The organism is Streptococcus henryi DSM 19005 (assembly GCF_000376985.1).
Classification (GTDB): Bacteria; Bacillota; Bacilli; order Lactobacillales; family Streptococcaceae; genus Streptococcus; species Streptococcus henryi.
The window spans coordinates 310,747-335,529 of sequence record NZ_AQYA01000037.1; the positions used below are offsets into that span (position 1 = coordinate 310,747).

25 protein-coding genes are annotated in these 24,783 nt (G+C 39.7%); 21 read left to right on the top strand and 4 right to left on the bottom strand.

The window, feature by feature from the left end; genetic code table 11:
* Positions 1 to 68: 68 nt before the first annotated feature.
* From F601_RS0111505 to F601_RS0111515, 3 genes are read left to right on the top strand one after another with little or no spacing between them, the layout of a single operon-like run.
* On the top strand, positions 69 to 692 hold the full coding sequence (locus F601_RS0111505) for a GTP pyrophosphokinase (RefSeq protein ID WP_018165833.1): 624 nt from the start codon (positions 69 to 71) through the stop codon (positions 690 to 692).
* Entirely contained in the window at positions 693 to 1,370 is a 678-nt protein-coding gene (locus F601_RS0111510; protein ID WP_018165834.1) for a response regulator transcription factor, read from the top strand.
* 9 nt (positions 1,371 to 1,379) lie between these two features.
* Complete coding sequence (locus tag F601_RS0111515; RefSeq protein WP_018165835.1) at positions 1,380 to 2,612, top strand: sensor histidine kinase; 1,233 nt, start codon at positions 1,380 to 1,382, stop codon at positions 2,610 to 2,612.
* 174 nt (positions 2,613 to 2,786) lie between these two features.
* Here the strand turns inward: F601_RS0111515 and F601_RS0111520 are convergent, their stop codons facing one another.
* Entirely contained in the window at positions 2,787 to 3,632 is an 846-nt protein-coding gene (locus F601_RS0111520) for an aldo/keto reductase (protein WP_018165836.1), read from the bottom strand.
* Between the two features lie 71 nt (positions 3,633 to 3,703).
* The gene (locus F601_RS0111525) at positions 3,704 to 4,606 is read right to left on the bottom strand and encodes a LysR family transcriptional regulator (RefSeq protein WP_018165837.1); all 903 of its coding nucleotides are present in this window, start codon (positions 4,604 to 4,606) and stop codon (positions 3,704 to 3,706) included.
* A gap of 230 nt (positions 4,607 to 4,836) precedes the next feature.
* On the opposite strand from F601_RS0111525, the gene F601_RS0111530 reads away from it, so the two are divergent.
* From F601_RS0111530 to fni, 10 genes are all read left to right on the top strand, one after another.
* Complete coding sequence (locus F601_RS0111530) at positions 4,837 to 5,844, top strand: uroporphyrinogen decarboxylase family protein (RefSeq protein WP_018165838.1); 1,008 nt, start codon at positions 4,837 to 4,839, stop codon at positions 5,842 to 5,844.
* 89 nt (positions 5,845 to 5,933) lie between these two features.
* Positions 5,934 to 6,809, top strand: coding sequence for a transporter substrate-binding domain-containing protein (locus F601_RS0111535; RefSeq protein ID WP_018165839.1), 876 nt, complete (start codon positions 5,934 to 5,936; stop codon positions 6,807 to 6,809).
* Between the two features lie 9 nt (positions 6,810 to 6,818).
* Positions 6,819 to 7,511, top strand: a complete 693-nt coding sequence (locus tag F601_RS0111540; protein WP_018165840.1) for an amino acid ABC transporter permease — start codon at positions 6,819 to 6,821, stop codon at positions 7,509 to 7,511.
* Between the two features lie 12 nt (positions 7,512 to 7,523).
* Entirely contained in the window at positions 7,524 to 8,204 is a 681-nt protein-coding gene (locus F601_RS0111545; RefSeq protein ID WP_018165841.1) for an amino acid ABC transporter permease, read from the top strand.
* A gap of 10 nt (positions 8,205 to 8,214) precedes the next feature.
* On the top strand, positions 8,215 to 8,973 hold the full coding sequence (locus F601_RS0111550) for an amino acid ABC transporter ATP-binding protein (RefSeq protein ID WP_018165842.1): 759 nt from the start codon (positions 8,215 to 8,217) through the stop codon (positions 8,971 to 8,973).
* A gap of 145 nt (positions 8,974 to 9,118) precedes the next feature.
* The gene (gene mvk, locus F601_RS0111555; RefSeq protein ID WP_018165843.1) at positions 9,119 to 9,997 is read left to right on the top strand and encodes a mevalonate kinase; all 879 of its coding nucleotides are present in this window, start codon (positions 9,119 to 9,121) and stop codon (positions 9,995 to 9,997) included.
* Entirely contained in the window at positions 9,979 to 10,929 is a 951-nt protein-coding gene (mvaD, locus tag F601_RS0111560) for a diphosphomevalonate decarboxylase (RefSeq protein ID WP_018165844.1), read from the top strand. The genes mvk and mvaD overlap by 19 nt, the downstream gene beginning before the upstream one ends.
* Positions 10,916 to 11,914 carry a phosphomevalonate kinase gene (locus F601_RS0111565; RefSeq protein ID WP_018165845.1) on the top strand — a complete coding sequence of 333 codons (999 nt, stop codon included), beginning with the start codon at positions 10,916 to 10,918 and terminating at the stop codon, positions 11,912 to 11,914. Before mvaD ends, F601_RS0111565 begins: the two co-directional genes overlap by 14 nt.
* A gap of 1 nt (position 11,915) precedes the next feature.
* Complete coding sequence (locus F601_RS0111570) at positions 11,916 to 12,455, top strand: GNAT family N-acetyltransferase (protein ID WP_018165846.1); 540 nt, start codon at positions 11,916 to 11,918, stop codon at positions 12,453 to 12,455.
* Positions 12,452 to 13,459, top strand: a complete 1,008-nt coding sequence (fni, locus tag F601_RS0111575; protein WP_018165847.1) for a type 2 isopentenyl-diphosphate Delta-isomerase — start codon at positions 12,452 to 12,454, stop codon at positions 13,457 to 13,459. The genes F601_RS0111570 and fni overlap by 4 nt, the downstream gene beginning before the upstream one ends.
* A 167-nt stretch (positions 13,460 to 13,626) precedes the next feature.
* Here fni and gatD read toward each other — a convergent pair whose 3' ends face one another.
* Together gatD and murT are read right to left on the bottom strand one after the other, a co-directional pair.
* Entirely contained in the window at positions 13,627 to 14,415 is a 789-nt protein-coding gene (gene gatD / locus F601_RS0111580) for a lipid II isoglutaminyl synthase subunit GatD (RefSeq protein ID WP_018165848.1), read from the bottom strand.
* A complete protein-coding gene (gene murT / locus F601_RS0111585; protein ID WP_026183213.1) occupies positions 14,415 to 15,758 on the bottom strand; it encodes a lipid II isoglutaminyl synthase subunit MurT in 1,344 nt (447 codons plus the stop codon). The genes gatD and murT overlap by 1 nt, the downstream gene beginning before the upstream one ends.
* Positions 15,759 to 15,857: 99 nt before the next feature.
* On the opposite strand from murT, the gene cdaA reads away from it, so the two are divergent.
* From cdaA to nt5e, 8 genes are all read left to right on the top strand, one after another.
* Positions 15,858 to 16,709 carry a diadenylate cyclase CdaA gene (gene cdaA / locus F601_RS0111590; protein ID WP_018165850.1) on the top strand — a complete coding sequence of 284 codons (852 nt, stop codon included), beginning with the start codon at positions 15,858 to 15,860 and terminating at the stop codon, positions 16,707 to 16,709.
* Positions 16,706 to 17,674, top strand: coding sequence for a CdaR family protein (locus tag F601_RS0111595; RefSeq protein ID WP_018165851.1), 969 nt, complete (start codon positions 16,706 to 16,708; stop codon positions 17,672 to 17,674). Before cdaA ends, F601_RS0111595 begins: the two co-directional genes overlap by 4 nt.
* A 54-nt stretch (positions 17,675 to 17,728) precedes the next feature.
* Positions 17,729 to 19,081 (top strand): phosphoglucosamine mutase, encoded by a 1,353-nt coding sequence (gene glmM / locus F601_RS0111600; protein WP_018165852.1) that lies wholly within the window; start codon positions 17,729 to 17,731, stop codon positions 19,079 to 19,081.
* A gap of 168 nt (positions 19,082 to 19,249) precedes the next feature.
* Entirely contained in the window at positions 19,250 to 19,750 is a 501-nt protein-coding gene (locus F601_RS0111605) for a YbhB/YbcL family Raf kinase inhibitor-like protein (RefSeq protein WP_018165853.1), read from the top strand.
* 8 nt (positions 19,751 to 19,758) lie between these two features.
* Positions 19,759 to 20,412 carry a uracil-DNA glycosylase gene (locus F601_RS0111610; protein WP_018165854.1) on the top strand — a complete coding sequence of 218 codons (654 nt, stop codon included), beginning with the start codon at positions 19,759 to 19,761 and terminating at the stop codon, positions 20,410 to 20,412.
* Between the two features lie 8 nt (positions 20,413 to 20,420).
* Positions 20,421 to 21,143 carry a Type 1 glutamine amidotransferase-like domain-containing protein gene (locus F601_RS0111615; protein ID WP_018165855.1) on the top strand — a complete coding sequence of 241 codons (723 nt, stop codon included), beginning with the start codon at positions 20,421 to 20,423 and terminating at the stop codon, positions 21,141 to 21,143.
* A gap of 8 nt (positions 21,144 to 21,151) precedes the next feature.
* Positions 21,152 to 22,423 (top strand): dihydroorotase, encoded by a 1,272-nt coding sequence (locus F601_RS0111620; RefSeq protein ID WP_018165856.1) that lies wholly within the window; start codon positions 21,152 to 21,154, stop codon positions 22,421 to 22,423.
* 142 nt (positions 22,424 to 22,565) lie between these two features.
* Positions 22,566 to 24,773 carry a cell surface ecto-5'-nucleotidase Nt5e gene (gene nt5e / locus F601_RS0111625; RefSeq protein WP_018165857.1) on the top strand — a complete coding sequence of 736 codons (2,208 nt, stop codon included), beginning with the start codon at positions 22,566 to 22,568 and terminating at the stop codon, positions 24,771 to 24,773.
* Positions 24,774 to 24,783: the final 10 nt, after the last annotated feature.

A 24,783-nucleotide genomic window follows, 5' to 3' on the forward strand; every position in this document is an offset into this window, starting at 1 on the left:
TTTTCTATTCAGCTTACTATAAGAAAATTTGATATAATTGAGTCAGTAAGTATAGATTAGGAATTGTTATGAAAGATTCGATTTATGGAAAATACGGAGACTATCTCCCCCTGATTTTAGAGGATTTTAGTCACCGTTTTAAGGAGCAAAATAAACTTTCCAAGGCTGAGACTGGATACAAGCTATATGAACATTTTATTGCGCGTGTTAAAAGTGCAAAAAGCATGAGAGACAAGTGCCAGCGTAAGGCCTTGCCTGAGACAACAGAATCTGCCCTCAAAATCATTCGCGACAGCATTGGTATTCGGATTGTCTGCGGTTTTATCGATGACATCTACAAGCTGGTTGAGCTCATCCGCCAGTTCGATGACTGTCAAATCGTCACAGAGAAGGATTACATCCTCAATGCCAAACCCAATGGTTACCGCTCTTACCACATGATAGTGGAAGTGACAACGCCTTATCCTGATTGTTTGGGAAATGAGCAGGGCTCCTATTATATTGAAATCCAGCTCCGCACCATTGCACAGGATTCTTGGGCAAGTTTGGAACACCAGATGAAGTATAAACACGACATAAAGAATCCAAAGCGCATTGTCCGTGAACTCAAACGCTGCGCTGATGAATTAGCATCTTGTGATTTGAGTATGCAGACCATACGCAATTTGATAGAAGAAAGTTCGGGTGACTAAATGAAAGTTTTAATTGCAGAAGATGAAGTGCAAATGAACCGTGTTCTGACCACAGCATTGACACACGAAGGTTATGAGGTTGATTCCGTCTTTGATGGCCAAGCAGCTATTGACCTGGCTGAGGAAAATGCCTATGATGTTATGGTTTTGGATATCATGATGCCCATCAAATCTGGCCTTGAAGCTGTCCAAGAAATCCGCCAGACCGGCAACCAGACCCACATTATCATGCTGACAGCCATGGCCGAAATTGATGATAGGGTGAATGGTCTGGACTCTGGAGCAGATGATTATTTAACCAAGCCTTTTTCCTTGAAAGAATTGCTGGCGCGCTTACGTTCAATGGCCCGCCGAGTTGATACCAGCTTCACCTCAAACGTCCTCACAGTTGGCACGGTCACCTTAAATGTCGGGGAACAAGAACTTGTCAGTCAAAATACAATCCGTTTGGCAGGAAAAGAATCCAAAATGCTGGAATTTTTCATGTTAAACGTAGGCAAAGAATTGTCAACGCAACAACTTTTTAGTCATGTCTGGGCTAACGAAACTGACGAGGATATAGATGAAGGTTATGTCTTTATTTATGTCTCTTACCTCCGCCAGAAGCTGAAGGCTATTGGTGCCAATTTGCTTATAAATGGTGAGGAAAATGGCTCCTATGAATTAGTGGAAATCTAGGAGGTTCTTATGTTTCGTAAGCTCCGTTTACGCTTTATTGCTATTGCCTCTCTAGCTATTTTGATTGTTCTTTTTTCAGTTGTTGGTGTCCTTAATTCAGCCAGGTACCTGCAAACACGCAATGAAATTAGCAAAATATTGAAAATTTTAACAGATAATGACGGTCAGTTTCCTAGTTTAACTGAGACTTCCAAAGAACTAGGGAGTCGAGCAAGCATGGACATTATCTTCCAATACCGCTATTTTACCGCTAAAATAGATTCGTCTGGAGACATTGAATCCATTGACACAGACAATATTGCTGATTTAACAGATGATCAGGTCCTTTCACGGGTTGAAAGAATACAAGCTTCAGGACGTGAGAGTGGTGACTTTAGTTTTCAAGGACATACTTATTCTTATCAAGTTACATCACTTAAAAGTGGAGGCTTTCTGCTTGTCGTTTTAGATGCCACTAACTTATTGAGAGATAATGAAACCTTGGTCCATCTTTCATTGTGGATGTCAACTGCTAGCTTTATTTTCTTTGTAACAGTTATTTCTGTGTTTTCTGGTAAGGTCATCGAGCCCTTTGTTCGAAATTACGACAAGCAACGTCGTTTTATCACCAATGCAGGTCATGAATTGAAAACACCCTTAGCCATTATTTCCGCCAATAATGAATTGGTTGAATTAATGAATGGTGAATCAGAGTGGACCAAGAGTACGGGCGACCAAGTGCAACGCTTGACAGGCTTGATAAATGGTCTAGTCAGTCTGGCCAGATTAGAAGAACAGCCTGAATTGGTCTTAACAGACTTAGATTTTTCAGCTATAGCAGAGGATGCTGCTGAAGATTTCAAAGGCCCTGTTGTCAGAGACGGTAAGGAATTTATCATGGATATCAAACCTGGTGTTCGAGCTAAGGCCGAAGAGAAGTCCCTCTTTGAATTAGTTACCATCTTGGTGGACAATGCTAATAAATATTGTGATTCAGAAGGAACAGTAACTGTCAGTCTGGATTGGGTTGGACGCACTCGAAAACGTGCACGCTTAGCTGTTTCTAATACCTACGCTCAGGGAAAGACGGTTGACTACAGTAGGTTTTTCGAACGTTTCTACCGAGATGACCAGTCCCATAACAGCAAGAAATCTGGTTATGGTATTGGGCTTTCCATGGCTGAGAGCATGGTTAGACTCTTCAAAGGCTCGATTTCAGCGAGCTACAAAGATGACACCATTACCTTTACTGTCATTCTGTAGCATATTTTTTGGGGAAGAGCTCTGATACATCATTACTATCAGCTTGCCCTATTCCAGTAGTGTCTGCACCTTGCCTTCCTTATCTGAAAGTTCTTCAGTCGACTATAACAACAAAACACCCCCAACTCTTACCATCAAGCTTATACTGACGGTAGGAGTGAGGGTGTTTTGTTTTTAAATTTTATAATCTAAGAGGTGTTTGACGCGTTCTGGACTTTCATTTGGTCCGTAATTTTTTGGATAGCGGTCAAGTCCTTGTATTGCTTTGATATCTTCTGGGCTGAGCTGGAAGTCAAAGATATTGAAGTTTTCTTTCATGCGTTCTAGGTGAACAGATTTTGGAATTGTTAGAATATCTGATTGAACTTGCCAACGTAGGATCACTTGGGCAACTGTCTTTCCATATTTTTCAGCTATGCTATTGAGCGTAGCGTCCTTAAAAATATAGTCCTTGCCTTGATTGAATGGACTCCAAGCTTGAGTAGCAATGCCAAACTGGCTATTGGCAGCTTGGATGATGGGGTGTTGCTTGTAGGGATGCAGTTCAATTTGGTTAAGGGCAGGAACAATCTCAGTGTTGAGGGCGAAGTCAGTTAGGCGGCCTGTTGAGAAATTGGATACACCGATAGCACGGATACGACCTTCTTTGTAAAGCTCTGCCATTGCCCGCCAAGCCCCGTGAGTGTCGCCATAAGGTTGGTGAATGAGGTAGAGGTCTAGATAATCAGTCTCAAGCTTTTGAAGGCTTTCTTCGAAGGCTTTTTTGGTTTGGTCATAACCCAGTTGGTTAATCCAAGCCTTACTGGTGATAAAAACATCTTTGCGGTCCAGTCCAGATGCCTTAACGGCCTTACCGACAGCCTCCTCGTTTTGGTAGAGAGCAGCAGTATCAATGAGTCGATAGCCTACTTCTAAGGCGTTTTCAACTGCTCCTTGACATTGCGCCTGATCAAAAACCTGCCAGACCCCAAAGCCCAAAACAGGAATCTGGATACCATTATTCAAGGTTTTAAATTCCATAAGCTCCTCCTTTTATGAAAGTTATCATTTTGCATTCGTTTTCATACACCTTCATTTTACCACATTTTTCCTCAAACTTGGGTGTGGGGGCTGAGACTTTTCCTGATTTCTTGGATAAAGGCAGAGCTGATGTTACTGATTTTTTTATTTTTGTTGGTTACTACTCCGAGAGTATGGCTTGGGCTGTCTTTAAGCGGAATCAGGACAATTTGTTCCTTGATAAAGCTGTCAACAATACCTAGTCCAGAAGCATAAGCATCGGTGGCGCAGAGCAAATTCATGACGGTACCGCGGTCATTGCTGTACAGAACTCTCTGGTCATGGTGAATATCCAAGGGATCCTCATCAAAGTTAAGTCCAGATTTTTCTTGACGAAAACGCACTTGGTTATAGCCTTCCAGATCCGCTTCGGAAATTTCCTCTTTTTGAGCCAGCGGATGGTCACGGCGAAGGAAGATTCTTGTTGGGAAATCTCCCAGTGAGGTGAATTCCAGCTCTTGATTTTCTAGCGAACGTTCCAAGATGTGCTTATTGTCATCGTCCATGTAGATGATGCCTAAGTCAGCTTCAAAGCTGGCCACGTTTTCTAGAATTCGCTTGGTTGTGGTTTCCACTATTTGAAATTCTTGGTAGTCTGACTTAAACTGCTCTGCCATTTTTGCCAAAGGAATAGAAAGAAAATCATAATGGTGCGATGCTACGGTAAAGCTTTTCTTGAAGGTGTTATGGTAGCGTTGCTCCAGCAGGTCTAGCTCACCGATGATGCGTTTGGCATATTTAAGAAAGTCATAGCCGTCCTCGGTTAGGCGAGCTCCCATGTTAGAGCGGTTGAAAAGCTTGACGCCAAGTTCGGTCTCTAAGTCCTTGATGGAACTGGAAAGATTAGGCTGTGAGACAAAGAGTTCTCTAGCTGCCTGATTAAAAGAGCCACAACGGGCGATCACCTCAACATAACGACATTGCTGTAAATTCATAAGCTAAACCCTCCCAAAATTCTTTATGCCATTATAGCAAAATGCCAAGCCAAAAATCAGCAAAAATCCGATACAAAAAAACTAAGGGACGATAAGAAATCCTTATAACCAGTGATAAGGATTGAAAATTATATGGAATTTTTATAATCAGGGATAAAAAATATAGATTATGCAAGGAAAGTTGCTAGTGGTAAGATAATTGCAAGTTTATTTTGAAAGGAGAACAACCCATGTCAACAAAAAGAGAACTTGTAGAAAAAGCCTTTAGAGGAGAAGAGGTGGATAGGGTACCGGTAGGTTTCTGGTATCACTTTGCAGATGAGGATGAATTGCTTCATGGTTTCAACAAACCTGAAATTTTTCAAAAAAATGTTTTAGGACACAAAAAATTTATTGAAGATGTCAATCCTGATTTTGTCAAAATCATGAGTGACGGTTTCTTTACCTACCCCAACCCTTTGATTACAGACAAGGTAAGATCAATAAAAGATTTAGCAGAAATTAAATCAATTGGGAATGATCATCCATGGTACGACCAACAGGTGGCATTAATCAAAAAAGTTCGCAGTCATTTTACTGAAGATATTGTATCTATTTATAATATATTTGCTCCATTGACACATTTAAAGTGGCAAATATCAAATAAAGTTGCATTTGGTGATGAGCTTGTTGCTGGATTTTTGAGGGAAGACCCTGAATTGTTTCGACATGTTTTGAATACGATCGCTAAGGATTTAGCTATTTTAGTTAAAAAAGTGATAAGTGAAGCAGGGGCGGATGGCATATACTTTAGCGTTCAAAATATTCAATTTGAAGGTGTGAGTGGAAGTGATTATGTGAACTTTGTTTCACCTAGTGATTTAATTGTACTTGAAGCAGCTAATAGTGTATCTGAACTAAATATTCTTCATATTTGTGGCTATAAGGGTGCAAGTAATGATGTTGATATTTTCAAAAATTATCCCGCTCAAGTCTTTAATTGGGCTGTTGGACCAGAAAATATTTCTCTTAAAGAGGGGCAGGAATTATTCGGTGGACGAACAGTTTTGGGTGGTTTTGAAAATACCAATCAAAGTTTGATTTATAAGGGAAGTAAAAAAGAAATCCAAGAGGAAGCTAAACGTTTGGTAGCTGAAAATGGAAGAAAAGGAATCATTATTGGTGCTGATTGTACCATTCCAAGCGATATCGAAGTTGAACGGATCGAATGGATTCGTCAGGCATTAGCAGAAGTATAAACTATTTGAAACGTAAGTGAACAAGTGTCTGCAAATGAAATATTTAGTTAATTTATCTTAGGATTGTTATTAAATTAGAGGAGAGAATTATGAGTAAAAAGACATGGATTATTACAGGTGGTGTTGTCGTGGCATTGATTGCTGCTACAGCTATTGGACGTCAGTTAACAGGAAAAACAACAACAGCAAACACGTCAGAAAGTTCTTCTGATGACGTCATTACGCTAAAAGTTGCACATACACAAAGTTACGTTCCATATGATTTTATTAATGATAAGGGAGAAAGTGATGGTTTTGAAGTTGCTGTATTGAAAGCGGTAGATGAAAAACTTGATAAGTACCAATTTGAATATACGGGAACAAGTGATGAGGATTTGTTGATTGGTCTCGAATCAGGTAAATACGATATTGGTACCAAGGGAGCCTGGTATACTGCTGAACGTGCCGAAAAATTCATCATTCCTGACGAGGCAATTGGTGCAAGTATCATTGGCTTTACGGTACGTAAAGAGGATGCAGATAAATATAAAGACATTGATTCATTTGCAAACTCTCATGGAAAACTTGTTCCAATCTCTCCGCAAAATGCGCAGTACAACGTTATTACTGAATATAATAAGACTGCCAAAACGCCTATTGAACTTACAGAAGCTGAAAGTTTCAAAGTTGCTGATGCTTATGCTTGGGTGCTTGAAGGTCGTTATGATGCATTCTTTGATATTAAATTATCGTTTGAAAATGCTGTGGAAAAAGAAGATGGTGCCTATCATCAATATGCAGATAAGCTAACTTGGTTCCCATACAAAGGTATTGAAACCTACCCACTCCTCAATAAGAGTGATAAAAATGAAGAATTTGCAAAAGAATATGATAAAGCCATCAAAGAACTTCAAAAAGATGGAACAATTGCAAAACTTTCTAAACAATATTTTGGTGAGGACGTCTTTAGTTACGTTACAGATTAGGAGGTATCTATGGTTTCCTATAATCCATCATATGTCCTGTCCTTTCTTCCAGAACTCTTATCAGCCCTTCCTTTAACGCTATTCATTGTTATTTTTACAATCACAGTTGGAAGTTTATTTGGTGGTGCTCTTTCTTGGGCACAGCTTTCGGAGGATAAGGTTCTAAATGCCATAGCCAAAGCATACATTTTTATTGTACGTTGTACGCCGCCGATTGTCATGCTCTTTATGGTTTTCTATGGGTTGCCTGAATTTTTGAAATGGTGGTTAGGAATAGATATTAATTCTTGGTCAAGAACTGTATTTGTAATTATCGCAATGATTCTCCTATTTGCAGCTAGCATTTCAGAAGTTTATAAGTCTGCTTTTGAGGCTATCCCAAAAGGTCAATTGGAAGCTGGTTTGAGTATTGGTCTGACTGGATTTCAAACATTCCTACGTATTTTATTGCCACAGGGATTTAGGATTGCCTTACCAAATATTACAAATGCTATCTTAAATCTTTTGAAAGATACAGCTTTAGCTTACACTATTGGTTTAGCTGATGTCATGGGGGCAGGAAATCTTCTGATTGGAAGGAATTTGGGAAATTATTCATTGGAAACCTATACAGCCGTAGCGATTATTTATTGGGTATTGGCCTTGCTTTTATCATTATTAGATCATACTTTAGAGAAATCTCTCGACTATAACAGGAATTAGGAGGAGCTAGTTATGAATTTTCAATATATTTTGGAGACATTTATCAAAGCTCTTTCTGGAATTCCTGTTACTTTGGGGATTACGGTGGTTTCCATTATACTCAGTTTCATTCCTGCTCTCTTTTTAGCTTTGGGAAGACTCTATAAAGTAAAAGGAGTGACGAAATTTGCCATTGTCTATTTAGCATTTATTCGTTCTACACCGCCAATTTTGTTAATTTTATTCTTCTATAGTCTCTTTCCAAGTCTTTTAAATAATCTTTTGAAATCTACAAGCATTAATGTTTTTGACTTGAATCCTATTATTTATGCCTTTGTTATCTTTAGCCTTATGACAACAGGTACTTTATCAGAAATTATCCGCTCTGCTATTTTGACAGTGGATAAGGGGCAGTTAGAAGCTGCTCAAGCCATTGGTTTAACAAATACACAAGCCTATTTGAGGATTGTGTTTCCACAGGCTATAAAATCCGCTCTGCCAAATCTTTGTAATTTAGTTATTAATTTGGTAAAAGGCACGTCCTTAGTTTTCGTCATGACAGTTAAGGATATTGCAGCTATTGCAAAAATAGAGGCAGCTTATGGCTATCATTACTTTGAATCCTATTTTGTCATATTCGTGATTTATATATTGATTTGTGGTCTTATTCAGCTAGTCTTTCATTTTTTAGAAAAGAAAGTGGCAATTATTTAGAGGAGTGTCTATGCTAGAAGTTAAAAATATTGAAAAATCATTTGGTGATAAGAAGGTTCTTGATGGTGTGAGTTTGACGGTTAATCAAGGTGATGTTGTGGTTATTCTTGGCCCTTCTGGCTCAGGGAAAACAACATTCCTGAGAAGTCTTAATCATTTGGAAAAGGCTGACAAAGGAGAGATGATTCTTGATGGTGTTTCTTATGATTTGGCCAAACTGAATCGAAAGGATATTTTGACCATTCGTCAAAAGACGGCTTTTGTTTTTCAGAACTATAATCTTTTTGCCAACAAAACAGCTATCGAAAATATTTTAGAAGGCCTTGTTATTGCAAGAAAAGTTCCTAAGGCTGAAGCGGTAGTAATAGCAGAAGCTGCTTTAGAAAAAGTTGGACTTTTGGATAAGAGGGATTACTATCCGAGTCAACTATCAGGCGGTCAGCAGCAACGCATCGGGATTGCGCGTGCTATCGCAGTTAAACCAGATGTTATTCTCTTTGATGAACCGACATCTGCACTTGACCCAGAGTTAATTGGTGATGTTCTCTCAATCATGAAAGAATTGGCAGAAGAGGGGATTACCATGGTAGTTGTTACCCACGAAATGAGCTTTGCAAGGGATGTTGCCAATCATGTCATTTTCATGGCAGATGGTCATATCATTGAAGAAGGACATCCTGACCAAATCTTTACAAGACCGAAAGAAGAGCGAACGAAACAATTTTTGACACGAATTATACCAGATTTACATATTGATCCGATAATCTGAGTTGAACCTTATAGTGGGTAAGTAGAGTTACTTTTTATTTTATTTACAAAGTATTCCAAAGCGATTTTCCATGTGAACGTCGCTTTTTTTGTCGCTTGATGGTAAAATAGTATGAAGACTAAAACGATTTTAAGAGATTTGAAAAATGACAGAAAAAGTTGGCGTCGGTAAGGCGCATAGTAAAATTATTCTGATGGGGGAGCATTCGGTGGTTTATGGCTATCCGGCTATTGCCCTTCCTCTAGAAAGTATAGAAGTTGAATGTCGTATTATGCCTGCAGATGACAAGATTGTCTTTGATTTTACAGATACCTTGTCGACAGCTATTTATGCGGCACTTGATTATCTCAATCAGACCGATGTCGCCATTTCTTACGACATTAAATCTGAAGTTCCTCAAAGGCGTGGTATGGGGTCCTCTGCTGCAGTATCCATCGCTGCCATTCGAGCAGTTTTTGATTATTTTGGACAGGAGATAGACCTAGCCACCTTGGAAATCTTGGTTAACCAGGCAGAAATCATTGCCCATACCAATCCCAGTGGTTTAGATGCCAAGACCTGCCTCAGTGATGATGCCATCAAGTTCATCCGAAATGTTGGTTTTGAGACTATAGACCTGAATTTAGAGGCTTATTTGGTTATTGCAGACACGGGTATTCATGGAAATACTCGCGAAGCAGTGGACAAGGTGGCAGCTCAGGAAAAGGCCAATCGTCCTTACCTAGCACAGCTAGGACAGCTCGCTGAAGAAGTTGAAAATCAGATTAAAGCTAAAAATATTGCTAAAATCGGTCAGGCCATGACCTCAGCGCATGCCATTTTACAAAAAATCGGCGTCAGCGCCAAGGAGGCAGACCACTTGGTTGAAGTCGCCCTCAACCATGGCAGTCTTGGGGCTAAAATGAGTGGTGGCGGCCTTGGGGGTTGCATCATCGCCTTGGTTGATCAGGAGCCAATGGCAGAGCGCCTCAGCCAAAAACTAAGAGAAGAAGGAGCGGTTAAGACGTGGATACAAAAACTGTAACAGTTAAATCATATGCAAACATTGCTATTGTTAAGTATTGGGGAAAGGCGGATGCTGTCAAGATGATTCCATCAACAAGCAGCATTTCGCTGACGCTGGAAAACATGTACACGACAACATCAGCTTCCTTCCTGCACCAATCAGCGACACATGATGAATTTTATATCAATGGTGTCCTTCAAGATGAAAAGGAACACGCTAAAATCAGCAAGGTCATTGACCAATATCGCGGAGATAAGCCTCTTTATGTCAAGGTTGAAACCAGCAATAATATGCCAACAGCAGCAGGCTTGTCTTCAAGTTCTAGTGGTTTGTCAGCTCTTGTCAAGGCATGTAATGACCTCTTTGAAACTGGACTTTCGGTATCAGAATTAGCCCAGAAAGCCAAGTTCGCCTCAGGCTCATCGTCACGTTCTTTCTTTGGACCAATCGCAGCCTGGGATAAGGACACAGGTCAAGTTTATAAGGTTGAAACAGACTTGAAACTAGCTATGATTATGCTGGTTCTTAATGATGCTAAGAAACCAATTTCAAGCCGTGAGGGTATGAAGTTGGCTACAGAAACATCAACAACTTTTGGTGACTGGATTGCCCAATCTGAGAAAGATTATGTGGATATGCTGGCCTATCTTAAAGACAACGACTTTGAAAAAGTAGGCCAATTGACTGAAAAAAATGCCCTTGCCATGCATGAAACCAACAAGTACGCCAATCCTCCCTTTAATTATTTGACTGAGGAGTCTTACAAGGCCATGGATTATGTCAAAGCCCTCCGAGACCAAGGCGAACTTTGTTATTTCACCATGGATGCTGGCCCAAATGTCAAGGTCCTTTGCCGTGAAGAAGACTTGGACCGCTTGACAAAGATTTTTGAGAAGGACTACCGCCTTATCGCTTCTCGCACAAAGGAATTGCCGGATGAAGAAGATTAAAGTTCAGACAGATGGTAAACTCTACCTTGCTGGTGAGTACGCCATTCTTGAGCCTGGCCAAACAGCCCTAATCAAGAATATTCCTATTCATATGACTGCTCAGATTGCTCCTGCTGACAGCTTCATTCTGACTTCTGATATGTTTGATTACAGTGTGGACTTGATCCCAGATTCTGGCTACTCCCTCATTCAGGAGACTATTCAGGTTTTTGCTGATTTTTTGGCGAAGCCAATAGCAGAGCTAGCTCCGTTTTCGCTTTCTATCACAGGAAAAATGGAAAGAGGGGGGCTCAAGTTCGGGATTGGCTCCAGCGGAAGTGTGACGGTACTGACTCTCAAGGCCTTGTCAGCTTTTTATGACTTAGATTTGTCAGCTGATTTGCTCTTTAAATTAGCCTCCTACACCCTCATCAAGTCTGGCGATAATGGTTCTATGGGAGATATTGCCTGCATTGCCTATAATGACTTAGTGGCCTTCACTGCCTTCGATCGCCAGAAAGTTAGGGACTGGATGCTATCAGAGTCTATTCAAGCAGTCCTTGCTAAAGATTGGGGCTATAAGATTGAAGTCATTAAACCAGCTCTTTCTGGTGACTTTTTAGTTGGCTGGACCAAGCAGCCCTCTATTTCTAAGGACATGATTAACTTGGTTAAGTCAGCCATTGATAAGCATTTCTTGAGCCAGACTCAAAAACAGGTATTGATTTGTAAAGATGCTTTGCTTGCTGGTGACAAGGAACTGATTAAATCTAGTCTTGAGTCAGTTAGTGATCTCTTGCAAGGACTTAGCTCTGCTATTTACATCGATAAATTAAAAGAGCTAAAAGATGCTAGTCAAGGGCTAGACGTCATTGCCAAGTCTTCAGGCTCAGGTGGTGGCGACTGTGGTATTGCCCTATCATTTTCAGAAAGTGCCAGTCGTGAGCTGATAAAGCGTTGGCAAAATTCTGGTATTGAAATACTATATCAAGAGAAGTGGAGTTAGGATGGAAGAAGTCTTCTTAAAAGTACCAAGTATCCAAGATTTTCCTGAATTAGCTGCCTATAAAGCTGAGTTTGAGCTGTCAGGTGATACTCTCCACGGAGGGGCAGGTCTAGGTCAAATGTCAGACCTGTCAGCTTGGCTTGAACATATCAATGCTATAGCAAAAGGCCAAGGCTTAGAAGCAGGTCGAGTTCCATCCTCAACCTTTATCTGTATGCGCTCATCTGACAATAAGATGCTAGGCATTTGTAATATCAGACATTCACTTGACCAGCCTTATTTGCTTAATCAAATTGGGCACATCGGTTATTCCATTCGACCAAGTCAGCGACGAAAGGGATATGCTAAAGAACAGTTACGTCTTGCTCTTATGCAGGCTGGAAAACTTGGTATATCTAAGGTTTTAGTAACCTGTGATGAAAATAATCTCGCATCTGAGAAGACCATTCTGGCCAATGGAGGTCTTTATGAGAATGATTTTTACAATCAGGCAGACAATAAAACAACAAAACGATTTTGGATTGAGGTAACCCAAAAATGACCAATCGTAAAGATGATCACATCAAATTTGCCCTCAAGTACGAGGCACCTTATAACAGTTTTGACGACATGGAGCTGATTCATAGCTCGCTTCCGGACTACGATTTGGATGACATTGACCTGTCCACACATTTTGCAGGCCGTGACTTTGACTTTCCTTTCTACATTAATGCCATGACGGGTGGTTCGGAAAAAGGCAAAGCTGTAAATCGCAAACTTGCCCAAGTGGCTCAAGCTACAGGGATTATTATGGTAACAGGTTCCTATAGTGCTGCGCTAAAAAATGATCAAGATGATTCTTATCCAAGACAGGAAGAATTTCCAGGATTGTTACTAGCGACCAATATTGGAATTGATAAACCCTATAAACTGGGCTTGCAGACGGTTGAGGAAATGAAACCAATCTTCTTACAAGTTCACGTCAACCTTATGCAAGAGCTCCTTATGCCAGAAGGCGAACGTGAATTCAAATCTTGGAAAAGCAATCTAGCAGATTATGCAAAAGAAACGCCAGTCCCCATTATTCTCAAGGAAGTTGGTTTTGGTATGGACGCTAAAACCATCAAAAAAGCCTATGAACTAGGGATTAAAACAGTTGATATCTCTGGTAGAGGTGGAACTAGCTTCGCCTATATTGAAAACAAACGAGGTGGTGATCGTTCTTATCTCAATGAATGGGGGCAAACAACCCTTCAATCTCTCCTTAATGCCAAAGATATGGTGGACAAGGTTGAAGTATTAGCTTCAGGCGGTGTTAGAAATCCTCTGGACATGATTAAGTGCTTGGTTCTTGGAGCTAAAGCTGTAGGACTTTCACGAACAGTTTTAGAATTAGTTGAACGCTACCCAGTCGAAAAAGTCATTGCTATTGTAAATGGTTGGAAAGATGACCTACGCCTTATCATGTGTGCCTTGAATTGTAAGACAGTTGAAGAATTACAAAAAGTTGACTATATCTTATATGGTCGGCTGAGAAAAGCACATACTTATCGAAAATCAAAATAATAGATTGTTAAGCCTTCTTGCCTGCCATCGGGTATGTCTGTATCGGCTTGCCCCCTCTATTTTTGTTTTTTATTGAGAATCAATTGAATAAGTAAAAAAAGATATCTAGGATTCTGGTTTAGACCAGTTTCTAGATATCTTTTTACTTTTTCGCAGAATAATGATGATTAGTTTCCAAACTCTGCTTTGGATTTCGTATCCGCATATTCTTCAGAAACTTCTTTTGATAAAATGTCATCATATGAAGGCAATTGGATGTCTTGTCCATATTTATTTCGAAGAGCAGTAGTCACTAAGCGATAGGCAAGGTTAGCATTGCGAGATAGGATTGGACCGTGGAAGTAGGAACCGAAGACATTCTTATAATGCACACCCTCAGTGCCATCCTCTTTATTGTTTCCATTTCCGTAGACACACATTCCTAGAGGCTTTTCATCTTCAGATAAAAAGGTGCGTCCTTGGTGATTTTCAAAACCGTAGTAGGTTTCGTCAAACTCTTCATTATGAATTTTAATATCCCCAATGAAACGATTGTTTTCTTGGTTGAGAGTATAATGTCCCATAACTCCGATACCATCAATGCGCACGCCATTGGCCTGAACATAATACTGACCGAGAAGCTGGAAACCGCCACAAATAGCAAGGACGACACCATCATTTTGAATGTAAGTGTTGATGGCTTCTTTTTTAGAAGGAAGATCTTTAGCAACGATAGACTGCTCATAGTCTTGGCCACCACCGAAGAAGAACATATTATAGTAGTCTGGGTCAAAGTCATCACCCATTGATACGATATCAACCGTCACACGAGCTCCCAACTTTTCTGCCACATATTTCATCATGAGAATATTGCCATTGTCACCATAAGTATTCATCAGATTACCGTAAAGGTGGGCAATATTAAGGTCATATTTGTAATCCTTGTTTTCAGGAGATTTAAGTGAAGTGTAAGTCATTAGTTCATCTCCTTTCCAACAGCGTTTTTGCTTGCTAGGAGTTCACGGAATTCTAGCATAGCCGTATAGGTCGCTAAGATGTAGGCATGTTCCGTTTCTTGATTTTCAATCATTTGCATGATGTCGGTCAATAGCGGAGCTTCCGTAATATTTTGGTCATCGTAACCAGTCACACGCAGGCGTCTTGCAATCTCGGAGTGACGAACCCCTCCAGCAAAGATTTGCGGAATGTCCATGTCCAAAATACTCTCAAAATCAGCATCCCAAATCCAGCTGGTATCAATACCATCTGCATAATTTGCATTGAGCAGAACAGAAAGAGTGAAAGGATAAGGCGCTAACTTAATCATATCGAGGGCTTGACTGGCACCAACTGGGTTCTTGATAAGAACAAGGGTACAAGATTTATGACCAATTTTAAAGGTTTCTTGACGGCCAAAGACAGCACGGCTCTTGTCAAATCCAGCCTTGATTTGCTCAGGAGCTACACCAAAGAATTCAGCCACAGAAACAGCAGCCAAGGCATTGTAGATATTGTAGAGACCACCGACATTAATCTTATAATCTTGACCATCAATGACAAACTCAGAACTTGTATTGCTAATCTTAGTTAGGTCTGTTAAGGCATAATCAAGTTGCGGACGCTCAAAATCACAGTTTGGACAAGTATAGTCACCCAAATTGGCATAGGTATTGAGACGATATTCCAAAATACTTTGACACTTAGGACAGAGTATACCTTCAGTATTATAGTGAGCTAACTTAGCTTCTGTTTTTTTAGTATCAAAACCATAGAATTTGACTGGATTGACAACCTCTTTTGAATTGAAGAGCGGACTGTCACCATTTGCCAAAATAGTTGCTTGAGGAGCATTGGCAGCACCATCTAAAATCATTTGGTAAGTTGTATAAATCTCACCATAGCGGTCCATTTGATCACGGAAAATATTGGTAAAGACAAAAAGACTTGGTGTGATGTATTTTGTGATTTTAGGTAAGCTTGCCTCATCGATTTCTAGCACAGCGATTTTTTTGCCAGATTTAGCCTTTTTAGCCGTCAAAAAGGTTGAGACAATCCCTGTAATCATGTTTGCCCCACTTGGGTTAGTGACAATCTCACCAAAAGCTTCTTTGAGAATACCAACGGTAAGAGCAGTTGTCAGAGTTTTGCCGTTAGTACCAGTGACAACTACGATTTCATAATCTTTAGCAATGGTATCCAAGATATCTTTATCAAACTTAAGGGCAAGACTACCTGGATAGGTAGAACCACGACCCATTTTACTTAATACATATTGAGCTGTCTTTCCAGCTGCAATTCCCATAAATGTGTTTAATTTCATGCTCTTATTGTAACATAAAAACTTGTATTCTTGATAGAGAAAATCTTCATCAAAAATGATATAATAGAGTCAGTCTGAAATGAAAGAGATGAGAACTGTATGCGAAATTTAATGACCATAGATGCCAATTTTTGGGCAAGTTTGGTCGAAAATCCTTGGATGGTTATTGTTCACGTTCTGGATATTGCCATAGTTGCCTATTTTATCTATCGATTAATTAAAGCCTTAGCAGGTACAAAAATCATGTCCCTGATTCAAGGTGTTATTCTTTTTATCCTAATCCGAATTATTGCAGAATGGATAGGGTTTACTACCATCACTTATTTGATGAACCAAGTCATTACCTATGGTGTCATTGCAGGGGTCGTAATTTTTGCTCCTGAAATTAGAACCGGTTTGGAAAAATTTGGTCGCACCACTCAGGTTTTTATGCAGACTCAAAAGATGAGTGATGAGGAAAAGTTGATAACTGCGCTGGTTAATTCAGTTGCTTATATGAGTCCTCGTAAAATCGGTGCCCTAATCGCAATTGAGCAAACGCAAACTTTGCAAGAATACATTTCTACAGGTATTCCATTGGATGCGGATGTGTCTAGCCAATTACTTATCAATATTTTTATCCCAAACACACCATTGCATGATGGTGCAGTCATTATAAGAGGAAATAAAATCGTGACTGCCTGCTCTTACCTACCTTTGTCTGAATCAAAAGCCATTTCAAAAGAATTTGGGACAAGACACCGTGCAGCCATTGGTTTATCTGAGAATTCAGATGCTCTGACAGTAGTTGTTTCAGAAGAGACTGGTGCTATTTCTCTGACTTACAAAGGTGAATTCATACACGATTTAACTAAAGAAAACTTTGAAGTTTTTCTGCGCACGCATTTTTCAGCCGAGGAAGAAACAAAAAGCTCTTGGTTTAATAGATTTTTTGGAAGGAAGACGAAATGAAAGGCTTGTTTAGAAATATTTTTAATAGTGGTTTCTGGCTGGCCATCGTATCCATCTTCTTATCATTGTTGCTATTTTTAACCGCTACAGCCAATAACTACAGTAGAACAGGCACTCAAATTTCGGGAGTTACAGAGACCTATACGAATACATTAAAAGATGTGCCTATAGATATTAAATACGATAGCAGTAAGTACTATGTGAGTGGTTATTCTTATGAAGCTCAAGTTTATTTGACCTCAACTAATCGAGTAAAACTTGATTCAGAAATCAATGCGGATACACGCAGTTTTAAAGTTGTAGCAGATTTATCGGATGCACAAACTGGGACAGTTGAAGCGAAATTAGATGTTATCAATCTGCCTTCTGGTGTTACTGCACAAGTTGCACCGGAAACTATTTCAGTAACAATTGGTAAGAAAAAAACGGCAACTTTCTCTGTAGAAGGTAAAGTTGATCCAACTCAGCTAGCAACAGGTTATCTAATCAAAAATATTGTAACGGATGATTCAAAAGTTGAAGTTACCAGTGATGAGTCTACTATCCAGCAAGTTGACCATGTCGTGGCGAGTTTACCAGAGGATAATCTCCTCAGAAATGATTTTAGAGGCAATGTCATCTTACAGGCGGTATCGGCAGATGGTACTATTCTACCAGCGGTAATCAACCCTGCTAAGACTTTACTGACAGTTGAGGTTAAAAAATTAACTAAGACCGTTCCGGTTAATTTAACTTTAGTTGGTGAAATGTCTGATAAGATTTCTAATATTGATTATAAACTTAGTAATCAGGTCGTTACTATCTCTGGAAGCCAGGAAGTGCTTGATAGAATTAGTGATGTAAGTGCAGAACTAGATATAACGGATGTAACGAAAAATACATCAAAAGTTTTGAATTTAAGTGCAGATAATGTTAGCATAGAACCAAACGTGCTGACAGTTCAGTTGACAGTCACAAAAAAATAATAGATAATAGCAAAGATTATAAATGGAGGAAGCGAGTAATCGCATAACATTATTATGGGTAAATATTTCGGAACAGATGGTGTCCGTGGTGAAGCAAACGTTGAACTAACGCCAGAATTGGCATTTAAATTGGGACGTTTTGGTGGCTACGTTTTAAGCCAACACGAAACAAGTCGTCCACGCGTTTTTGTGGCACGTGACACACGTATTTCTGGTGAAATGCTTGAATCAGCCTTGGTAGCAGGATTGCTCTCAGTAGGTATTGAAGTCTACAAATTGGGAGTTCTAGCTACACCAGGTGTCTCTTACCTTGTTCGTACGGAAAACGCAAGTGCAGGTGTTATGATTTCTGCAAGTCATAATCCAGCACTTGACAATGGTATTAAATTCTTTGGTGGTGATGGCTTTAAATTAGCTGATGATCAAGAGTTAGAAATTGAAGCTTTGTTGGATGCTGATGAGGATACACTTCCACGCCCTTCTGCTGATGGTCTGGGAACTCTTGTTGATTATCCAGAAGGTCTTCGTAAATATGAAAAATTCCTAGTATCAACTGGTCTTGAACTGGATGGTATGAAGGTTGCTTTGGATACGGCAAATGGCGCAGCTTCTACAACAGCGCGTGATATTTTCTTAGACTTGGGTGCTGACATTACTGTAATTGGTGAGAAGCCAAATGGTTTAAATATTAACGATGGTATTGGCTCAACACATCCGGAGAAGTTACAAGAAACAGTTAAAGAGGTTGGTGCAGATATTGGACTAGCTTTTGATGGCGATAGTGACCGACTTATCGCAGTGGATGAAAATGGTGACATCGTAGACGGCGACAAAGTCATGTACATCATTGGGAAATATCTATCTGAAAAAGGTGAACTTGCTAAAAATACTATTGTTACGACAGTAATGTCTAACCTAGGTTTTCACAAGGCTCTTGATCGCGAGGGCATTAAAAAAGCTGTTACTGCAGTTGGTGACCGTTATGTTGTTGAAGAAATGCGAAAATTTGGATACAATCTCGGTGGTGAACAGTCTGGTCATGTAATTATCATGGACTACAATACAACCGGTGACGGGCAATTAACGGCTATTCAGTTGACTAAAGTTATGAAGGAAACTGGTAAAAAATTGTCAGAACTAGCTACTGAAGTAACTATCTATCCTCAAAAATTAGTTAATATTCGTGTTGAAAACGGCATGAAAGATAAGGCTATGGAAGTCTCAGCTATTGCAGCTGTTATTGAAAAAATGGAAGGTGAGATGGCTGGTAATGGACGTATCTTAGTTCGTCCAAGCGGTACTGAACCACTTTTACGTGTCATGGCAGAAGCACCAACTCATGAAGAAGTTGATTACTATGTTGATACAATTGCAGATGTTGTTCGTGCAGAAATTGGTATTAACTAAAATTCAAAAACGTCAAAAAACGAACTTTGAGTCCTCTTATGTTAATCATAAGGGGATTTTTTTCTTGAAATATGATAAAATTAACTAGTGAAATAGTGAAAATATATTGCTATTCTGAACGATAATAAAAATCAAGTTTCCCAAATTGCCTATTAAGGAGGTAAAAAGATGAAAGTAACTTGTGATTTTGCCAATCAAGTGATTCCTGATGCCTATAGCAAAAAAGCTAGTGTTCAGGTGAAAGGGAATGCTGTGATATCTTTTCCTTTTGATATTTCGGATTTGCCTGATGGAACAAAGAGTTTAGCTTGGACATTTGTTGATTTTGATTCCATTCCAGTTTGTGGCTTTGCCTATATTCATTGGGTAGTTGCCAATGTATCTCCTGAAACGAGACATATAACTGAGGATTTTTCGAGAATTGATAAGAATCATACCAAAGGTAAAAATAGTCTTTGCAGTAAGTTTCATAGTGTCGATTTTTCAGATATTGATAATGGCTATATGGGACCATATCCTCCAGATAAAGATCATTTTTATACCTTGACAGTCTATGCCTTGGATCAAGAATTGTCTTTGGATAACGACTTTTATATGAATGAGCTTTATCATGAAATGGAAGGCCATATTCTAGATCAAGTCTCTATTGATTTAATTGGAAAGTGTTAGGAGGACAGATGCAACACTCAACATGGCATGACCTCGTAAAAGAGGAATTGCCGGAAGGTTACTTCACACAAATTAATCATTTTTTGGATAATGCTTATTCTCAAGGAATTGTTTATCCGCCGAGAGAAAAAGTCTTCAATGCTATCCAAACAACACCTTTGGAAGATGTCAAGGTTGTCATTATTGGCCAGGATCCTTATCACGGTCCCAAACAGGCTCAAGGATTGTCCTTTTCTGTACCCGATGACTTGCCAGCTCCGCCATCTCTCCAAAATATTTTAAAAGAATTAATAGATGACATTGGCTTAAGAGAACACCATGATTTGACGTCTTGGGCAGAGCAAGGGGTTCTTCTTCTAAATGCCTGCCTTACGGTTCCGGCTGGAAATGCTAACGGTCACGCCGGTTTAATTTGGGAGCCCTTTACCGATGCTATCATTAAGGTGGTCAATAAGCAGAGCAAACCTGTCGTTTTCATCCTTTGGGGTGGTTATGCCAGAAAGAAAAAAGCTCTAATTACCAATCCAAATCATCATATTATTGAATCTGCTCACCCAAGTCCATTATCTGCCTACCGCGGTTTCTTCGGTAGCAGACCTTTTTCTCAAGCTAATCACTTTTTGATACAAGACGGCTTGGGACCCATTGATTGGCTCAAGTAGGAGGGTCTATGTATTATTTTTTGACCAGTAACCCTATGAATTACCAGACAAAAGAACTGAATCCTGCCAACAATTTTGTTGAAAAAGTAAAGAGTGTTCTTCCAACTCAAGTGTCAGCTCTGTTTGTATGCTCAGACCCAAGAAACTATGCCTTTACGGATAACTACGCTAGGGATTTTCAACTAGCTTTTGAAGCTGCTGGAATCGGATTTGAAAGCTATTCAATCTTAGATGAAAGAACAGCTGATAAAGCCGCCGAACTTGTAGCTCAAGCCAATTTAATTTTTCTAGCAGGTGGTCATGTTCCAACACAGAATGCCTTCTTTCGCTCTATCGGACTAGGTCAGCTTTTGAGAACTTATGACCACATTGTCATTGGTTCGAGTGCGGGATCTATGAATGCTGCAGAAAGTGTCTATGCTCAGCCTGAAGAAGAAGGCGAGGCAGTTTCAAAAGATTATCAGCGTTTCCTTAATGGTTTAGGTTTAACAGAGGTTTCATTGATACCACATTATCAAGAAACTAAGAATCAAAAACTTGATGGTCTGCGTGTTTTTGAGGATATTGCCTATCCAGATAGTATGGGAACAAGTTTTTATGCCATCTCTGATGGAACATATCTTTATGGCGATGGCGACTCAGAGACCCTTTATGGACAAGCCTATTTAATCCAAGATGGCAAGCTAAGTCAGCTGACATCTGATAATGAGACTTATCAATTTAGAAAGTGAGATAACTAATGTTACTAATTAAAAACGGTCGTGTTCTTGATCCGCAATCTGGATTTGACCAAGTGGCGGACGTCCTTGTTGACGGTAAGAAGGTTTTGAAAATAGCAGAGCAGATTGAGGCCGAAGGTGCTGATGTCATTGATGCTGCAGGTTTGGTTGTTGCCCCTGGCTTGGTTGACATCCATGTGCATTTTCGTGAGCCAGGTCAGACCCACAAGGAAGATATCCACACAGGAGCACTAGCAGCAGCTGCAGGTGGTTTCACAACGGTTGTTATGATGGCTAACACCAATCCAACAATTTCTGACGTTGAGACTTTGAAAGAAGTCCTTGCTAGTGCAGCAAAAGAAGATATTCATATCTATACCAATGCAACAGTAACAAAGAACTTTGATGGCCAGAACCTAACTGACTTTAAAGCTCTCTTGGAAGCAGGGGCCATTAGTTTTTCTGATGACGGTATTCCGCTGCAAAGTTCAAAGGTTGTTAAAGAAGCCTTAGATTTGGCTAAAGCTAATAATACTTTCATTGCCCTCCACGAAGAAGATCCTGAACTCAATGGTATTCTAGGATTTAATGAAGGTATTGCCCAGGATAAATTCCATTTTTGTGGTGCAACCGGTGTAGCGGAATACAGTATGATTGCTCGCGATGTCATGATTGCCTATGATCGCCAAGCTCATTTGCACGTCCAACATTTATCAAAAGCCGAATCAGTCAAGGTTGTTGAATTTGCCCAAAATCTTGGTGCCAAAATCACTGCAGAAGCAGCACCGCAACATTTTTCAAAAACAGAAGATTTGCTTTTACTAAAAGGTGCAGCAGCTAAGATGAACCCACCGCTTCGTACTGAAAAAGACCGTCTGGCGGTTATTGAAGGCTTGAAGTCTGGTGTTATTTCTATCATTGCAACTGACCACGCTCCTCACCACGCTGATGAGAAAAATGTTGAAGATATGACTAAGGCGCCATCTGGTATGACTGGACTTGAAACATCCCTCTCACTCGGCTTAACGAACCTAGTAGCTACAGGTGATTTGACCCTCTCTGAACTCTTGGCTAAGATGACAAGCAACCCATCATCACTCTACAGTTTTGATGCTGGTTATTTGGCTGAAAATGGCCCAGCAGACATTGTGATTTTTGCCGATGAGGAAGAGCGAGTAGTCAGCGAAGATTTTGCTTCTAAAGCCTCTAATTCACCGTTTATCGGAGAAAAACTTAAAGGTGTTGTCAAATATACTATCAGTAATGGACGAATTGTCTATCAAAACAAGTAAAAACAGAACGAACTCTTACACTTTTAAAGTTGTAAGGGTTTTTATTTTTCAAAAAACGAAATAAATATAAAAATAGACAGACAAAAGTTTGTGAAAATATAGTATAATAACTAGGAAAGAATTTTTAATTTGGAGGAAACTCATGAAAAAGAAAACTGTGCTAATTCCTGCCCTATCAGGATTGCTCATTTCGACGTCAATCTTGGCGAGTCATGTTTCAGCAGATGAAGCAACCACAGCAACACCTGATGGTACACCAGCATCAAGTCTTGTGGCCACAACTGAGCTTACGCCAACAGATGCTGTTGTAACAGACACTGCTTCTGATGCAACAACTGAACCTTCTGCAGAGTCTGGATCAGAACAAGATACTAGTGCAGAAACTCAGGCTGCACCTGAAACTGATGTAGAAAATGCAGAAGTGCTTACTGCTGTAGCTGAACCAGAAACTCAAGCAACAGACGAAGTAACCATTCTTCATACTAATGATATCCATGGCCGTATTGAAGCAGGTAGTGGAGTAATCGGTATGGCTAATTTGGCTGGTGTAGTTGAAGAAGCTCGTTCACAAGGAACTACACTTGTATTGGATTCAGGTGATGCCTTTCAGGGTCTTCCAATTTCAAATAGCTCTGAAGGTGAAGACATGGCCAATATCATGAACCAAGTTGGTTATGATGCTATGACACTTGGTAACCATGAATTTGACTTTGGTTTAGATCAGCTTAAAAAATTGAGTGAAATCTTGACTTTCCCACTTATCAGTTCAAACGTCTATGTTAATGGAGCGCGTCTCTTTGAAGCTTCAACAATCATTGATAAAGATACAACAGTGGAAGGTGACGAATTTGTAGTTATCGGTGTTACTACACCAGAAACAGCAACTAAAACTCACCCTCAGAATGTTGAAGGCGTCAGCTTCACTGATCCAATTACTGAAGTTAATAAAGTTATTGAACAAATTGAAGCCAATGCTGCAGCTGAAGGTAAAACCTATAATAACTATATCATCCTCGCTCACCTTGGTGTGGATACAACTACTCCGGTTGAATGGCAAGGTACTACCTTGGCTCAAGCCCTAGCTAAAAATGAGCAATTGACTGGTAAAAAAGTTATCGTGCTTGACGGACACTCTCATACACTCAAATCAGAAACATTTGGAAATGTGACCTACAACCAGACAGGTAGCTACTTAAATAATATCGGTAAAGTTACTTTAAACTCTGAAAAAATTCTTTCTGCGGGAGTAATTACTGCTGATGAAGCTTCATCTGTAACAGCTTCTGAAAGTATTTCTAAACTTGTTGGAGACATTCAAGCCAAATATGCGGCAGAAAATGCTGTTGTTGTTCTCGATAATAATCCAGTCGAATTGAATGGTAAACGTGAAAATGTTCGTGTTCGTGAAACTAACCTAGGTAATGTCGTAGCAGACGCCCTTCTTGATTATGGTCAAGCTGGATTTACTCACAAATCTAATTTGGCAGTTACAAATGGTGGTGGTCTTCGTGAAACAATTAAGAAAGATCAACCTGTAACAAAAGGTGATATTATCGCTGTTCTTCCATTTGGTAATATTATTTCTCAAATTGAAGTAACTGGTCAACAAATCTACGATATGTTTGTGAAATCACTTGGATCAACACTTCAAGAAGATGAAAATGGTCAACCAATTCTTGATGAAAATGGTCAACCTTTGCTTGAAGCAAGTGGTGGTTTCTTACAAGTTGCTGGCGGTCAAGTGATGTACGATACAAACTTGCCAGCTGATGAACGTATTCTTGATATTTCAATTTGGAATCCTGAGGATGGATACTATTATGATTTAGATTTGGATGCAACATATTACCTAGCTACAAACGACTTCTTGGCAGCAGGTGGTGATGGCTACACAATGCTAGGCGGTGCTCGAGAAGAAGGTCCGTCAATGGATGTTGTTTTTGCTGACTACCTTGCAAATGTTGATTTGACAGAATATGAAGTAGTAAATCCAAACTCTCGTACTATTTCAATTTCAAGCGAACTTGATACAGATGGAGATGGATTCCCTGATTATATTGAGATGATTTATGGAACTTCAGTTACTGATGCTAAAGATTATCCAGGAGCTTCTGACGAAGAGGAAGAAGATTCTGATGACACACAAGTACAAAGCAATCAAACCGTTACAGTTCCAGTATCTTACAATAATTCAGTAGCACCTACAAAAGCTTTAACTGCTGGGAAAGCAACAACAACTAAAGCTTTGCCAGCTACAAATAGTGAAGATTCAATGCTTGCTATCCTCCTTGGAATGTCAATCTTGACATACGGTGCTTATGGCATCCGTCGTAAAACTTACGGAAAATAAGGCAGATAAA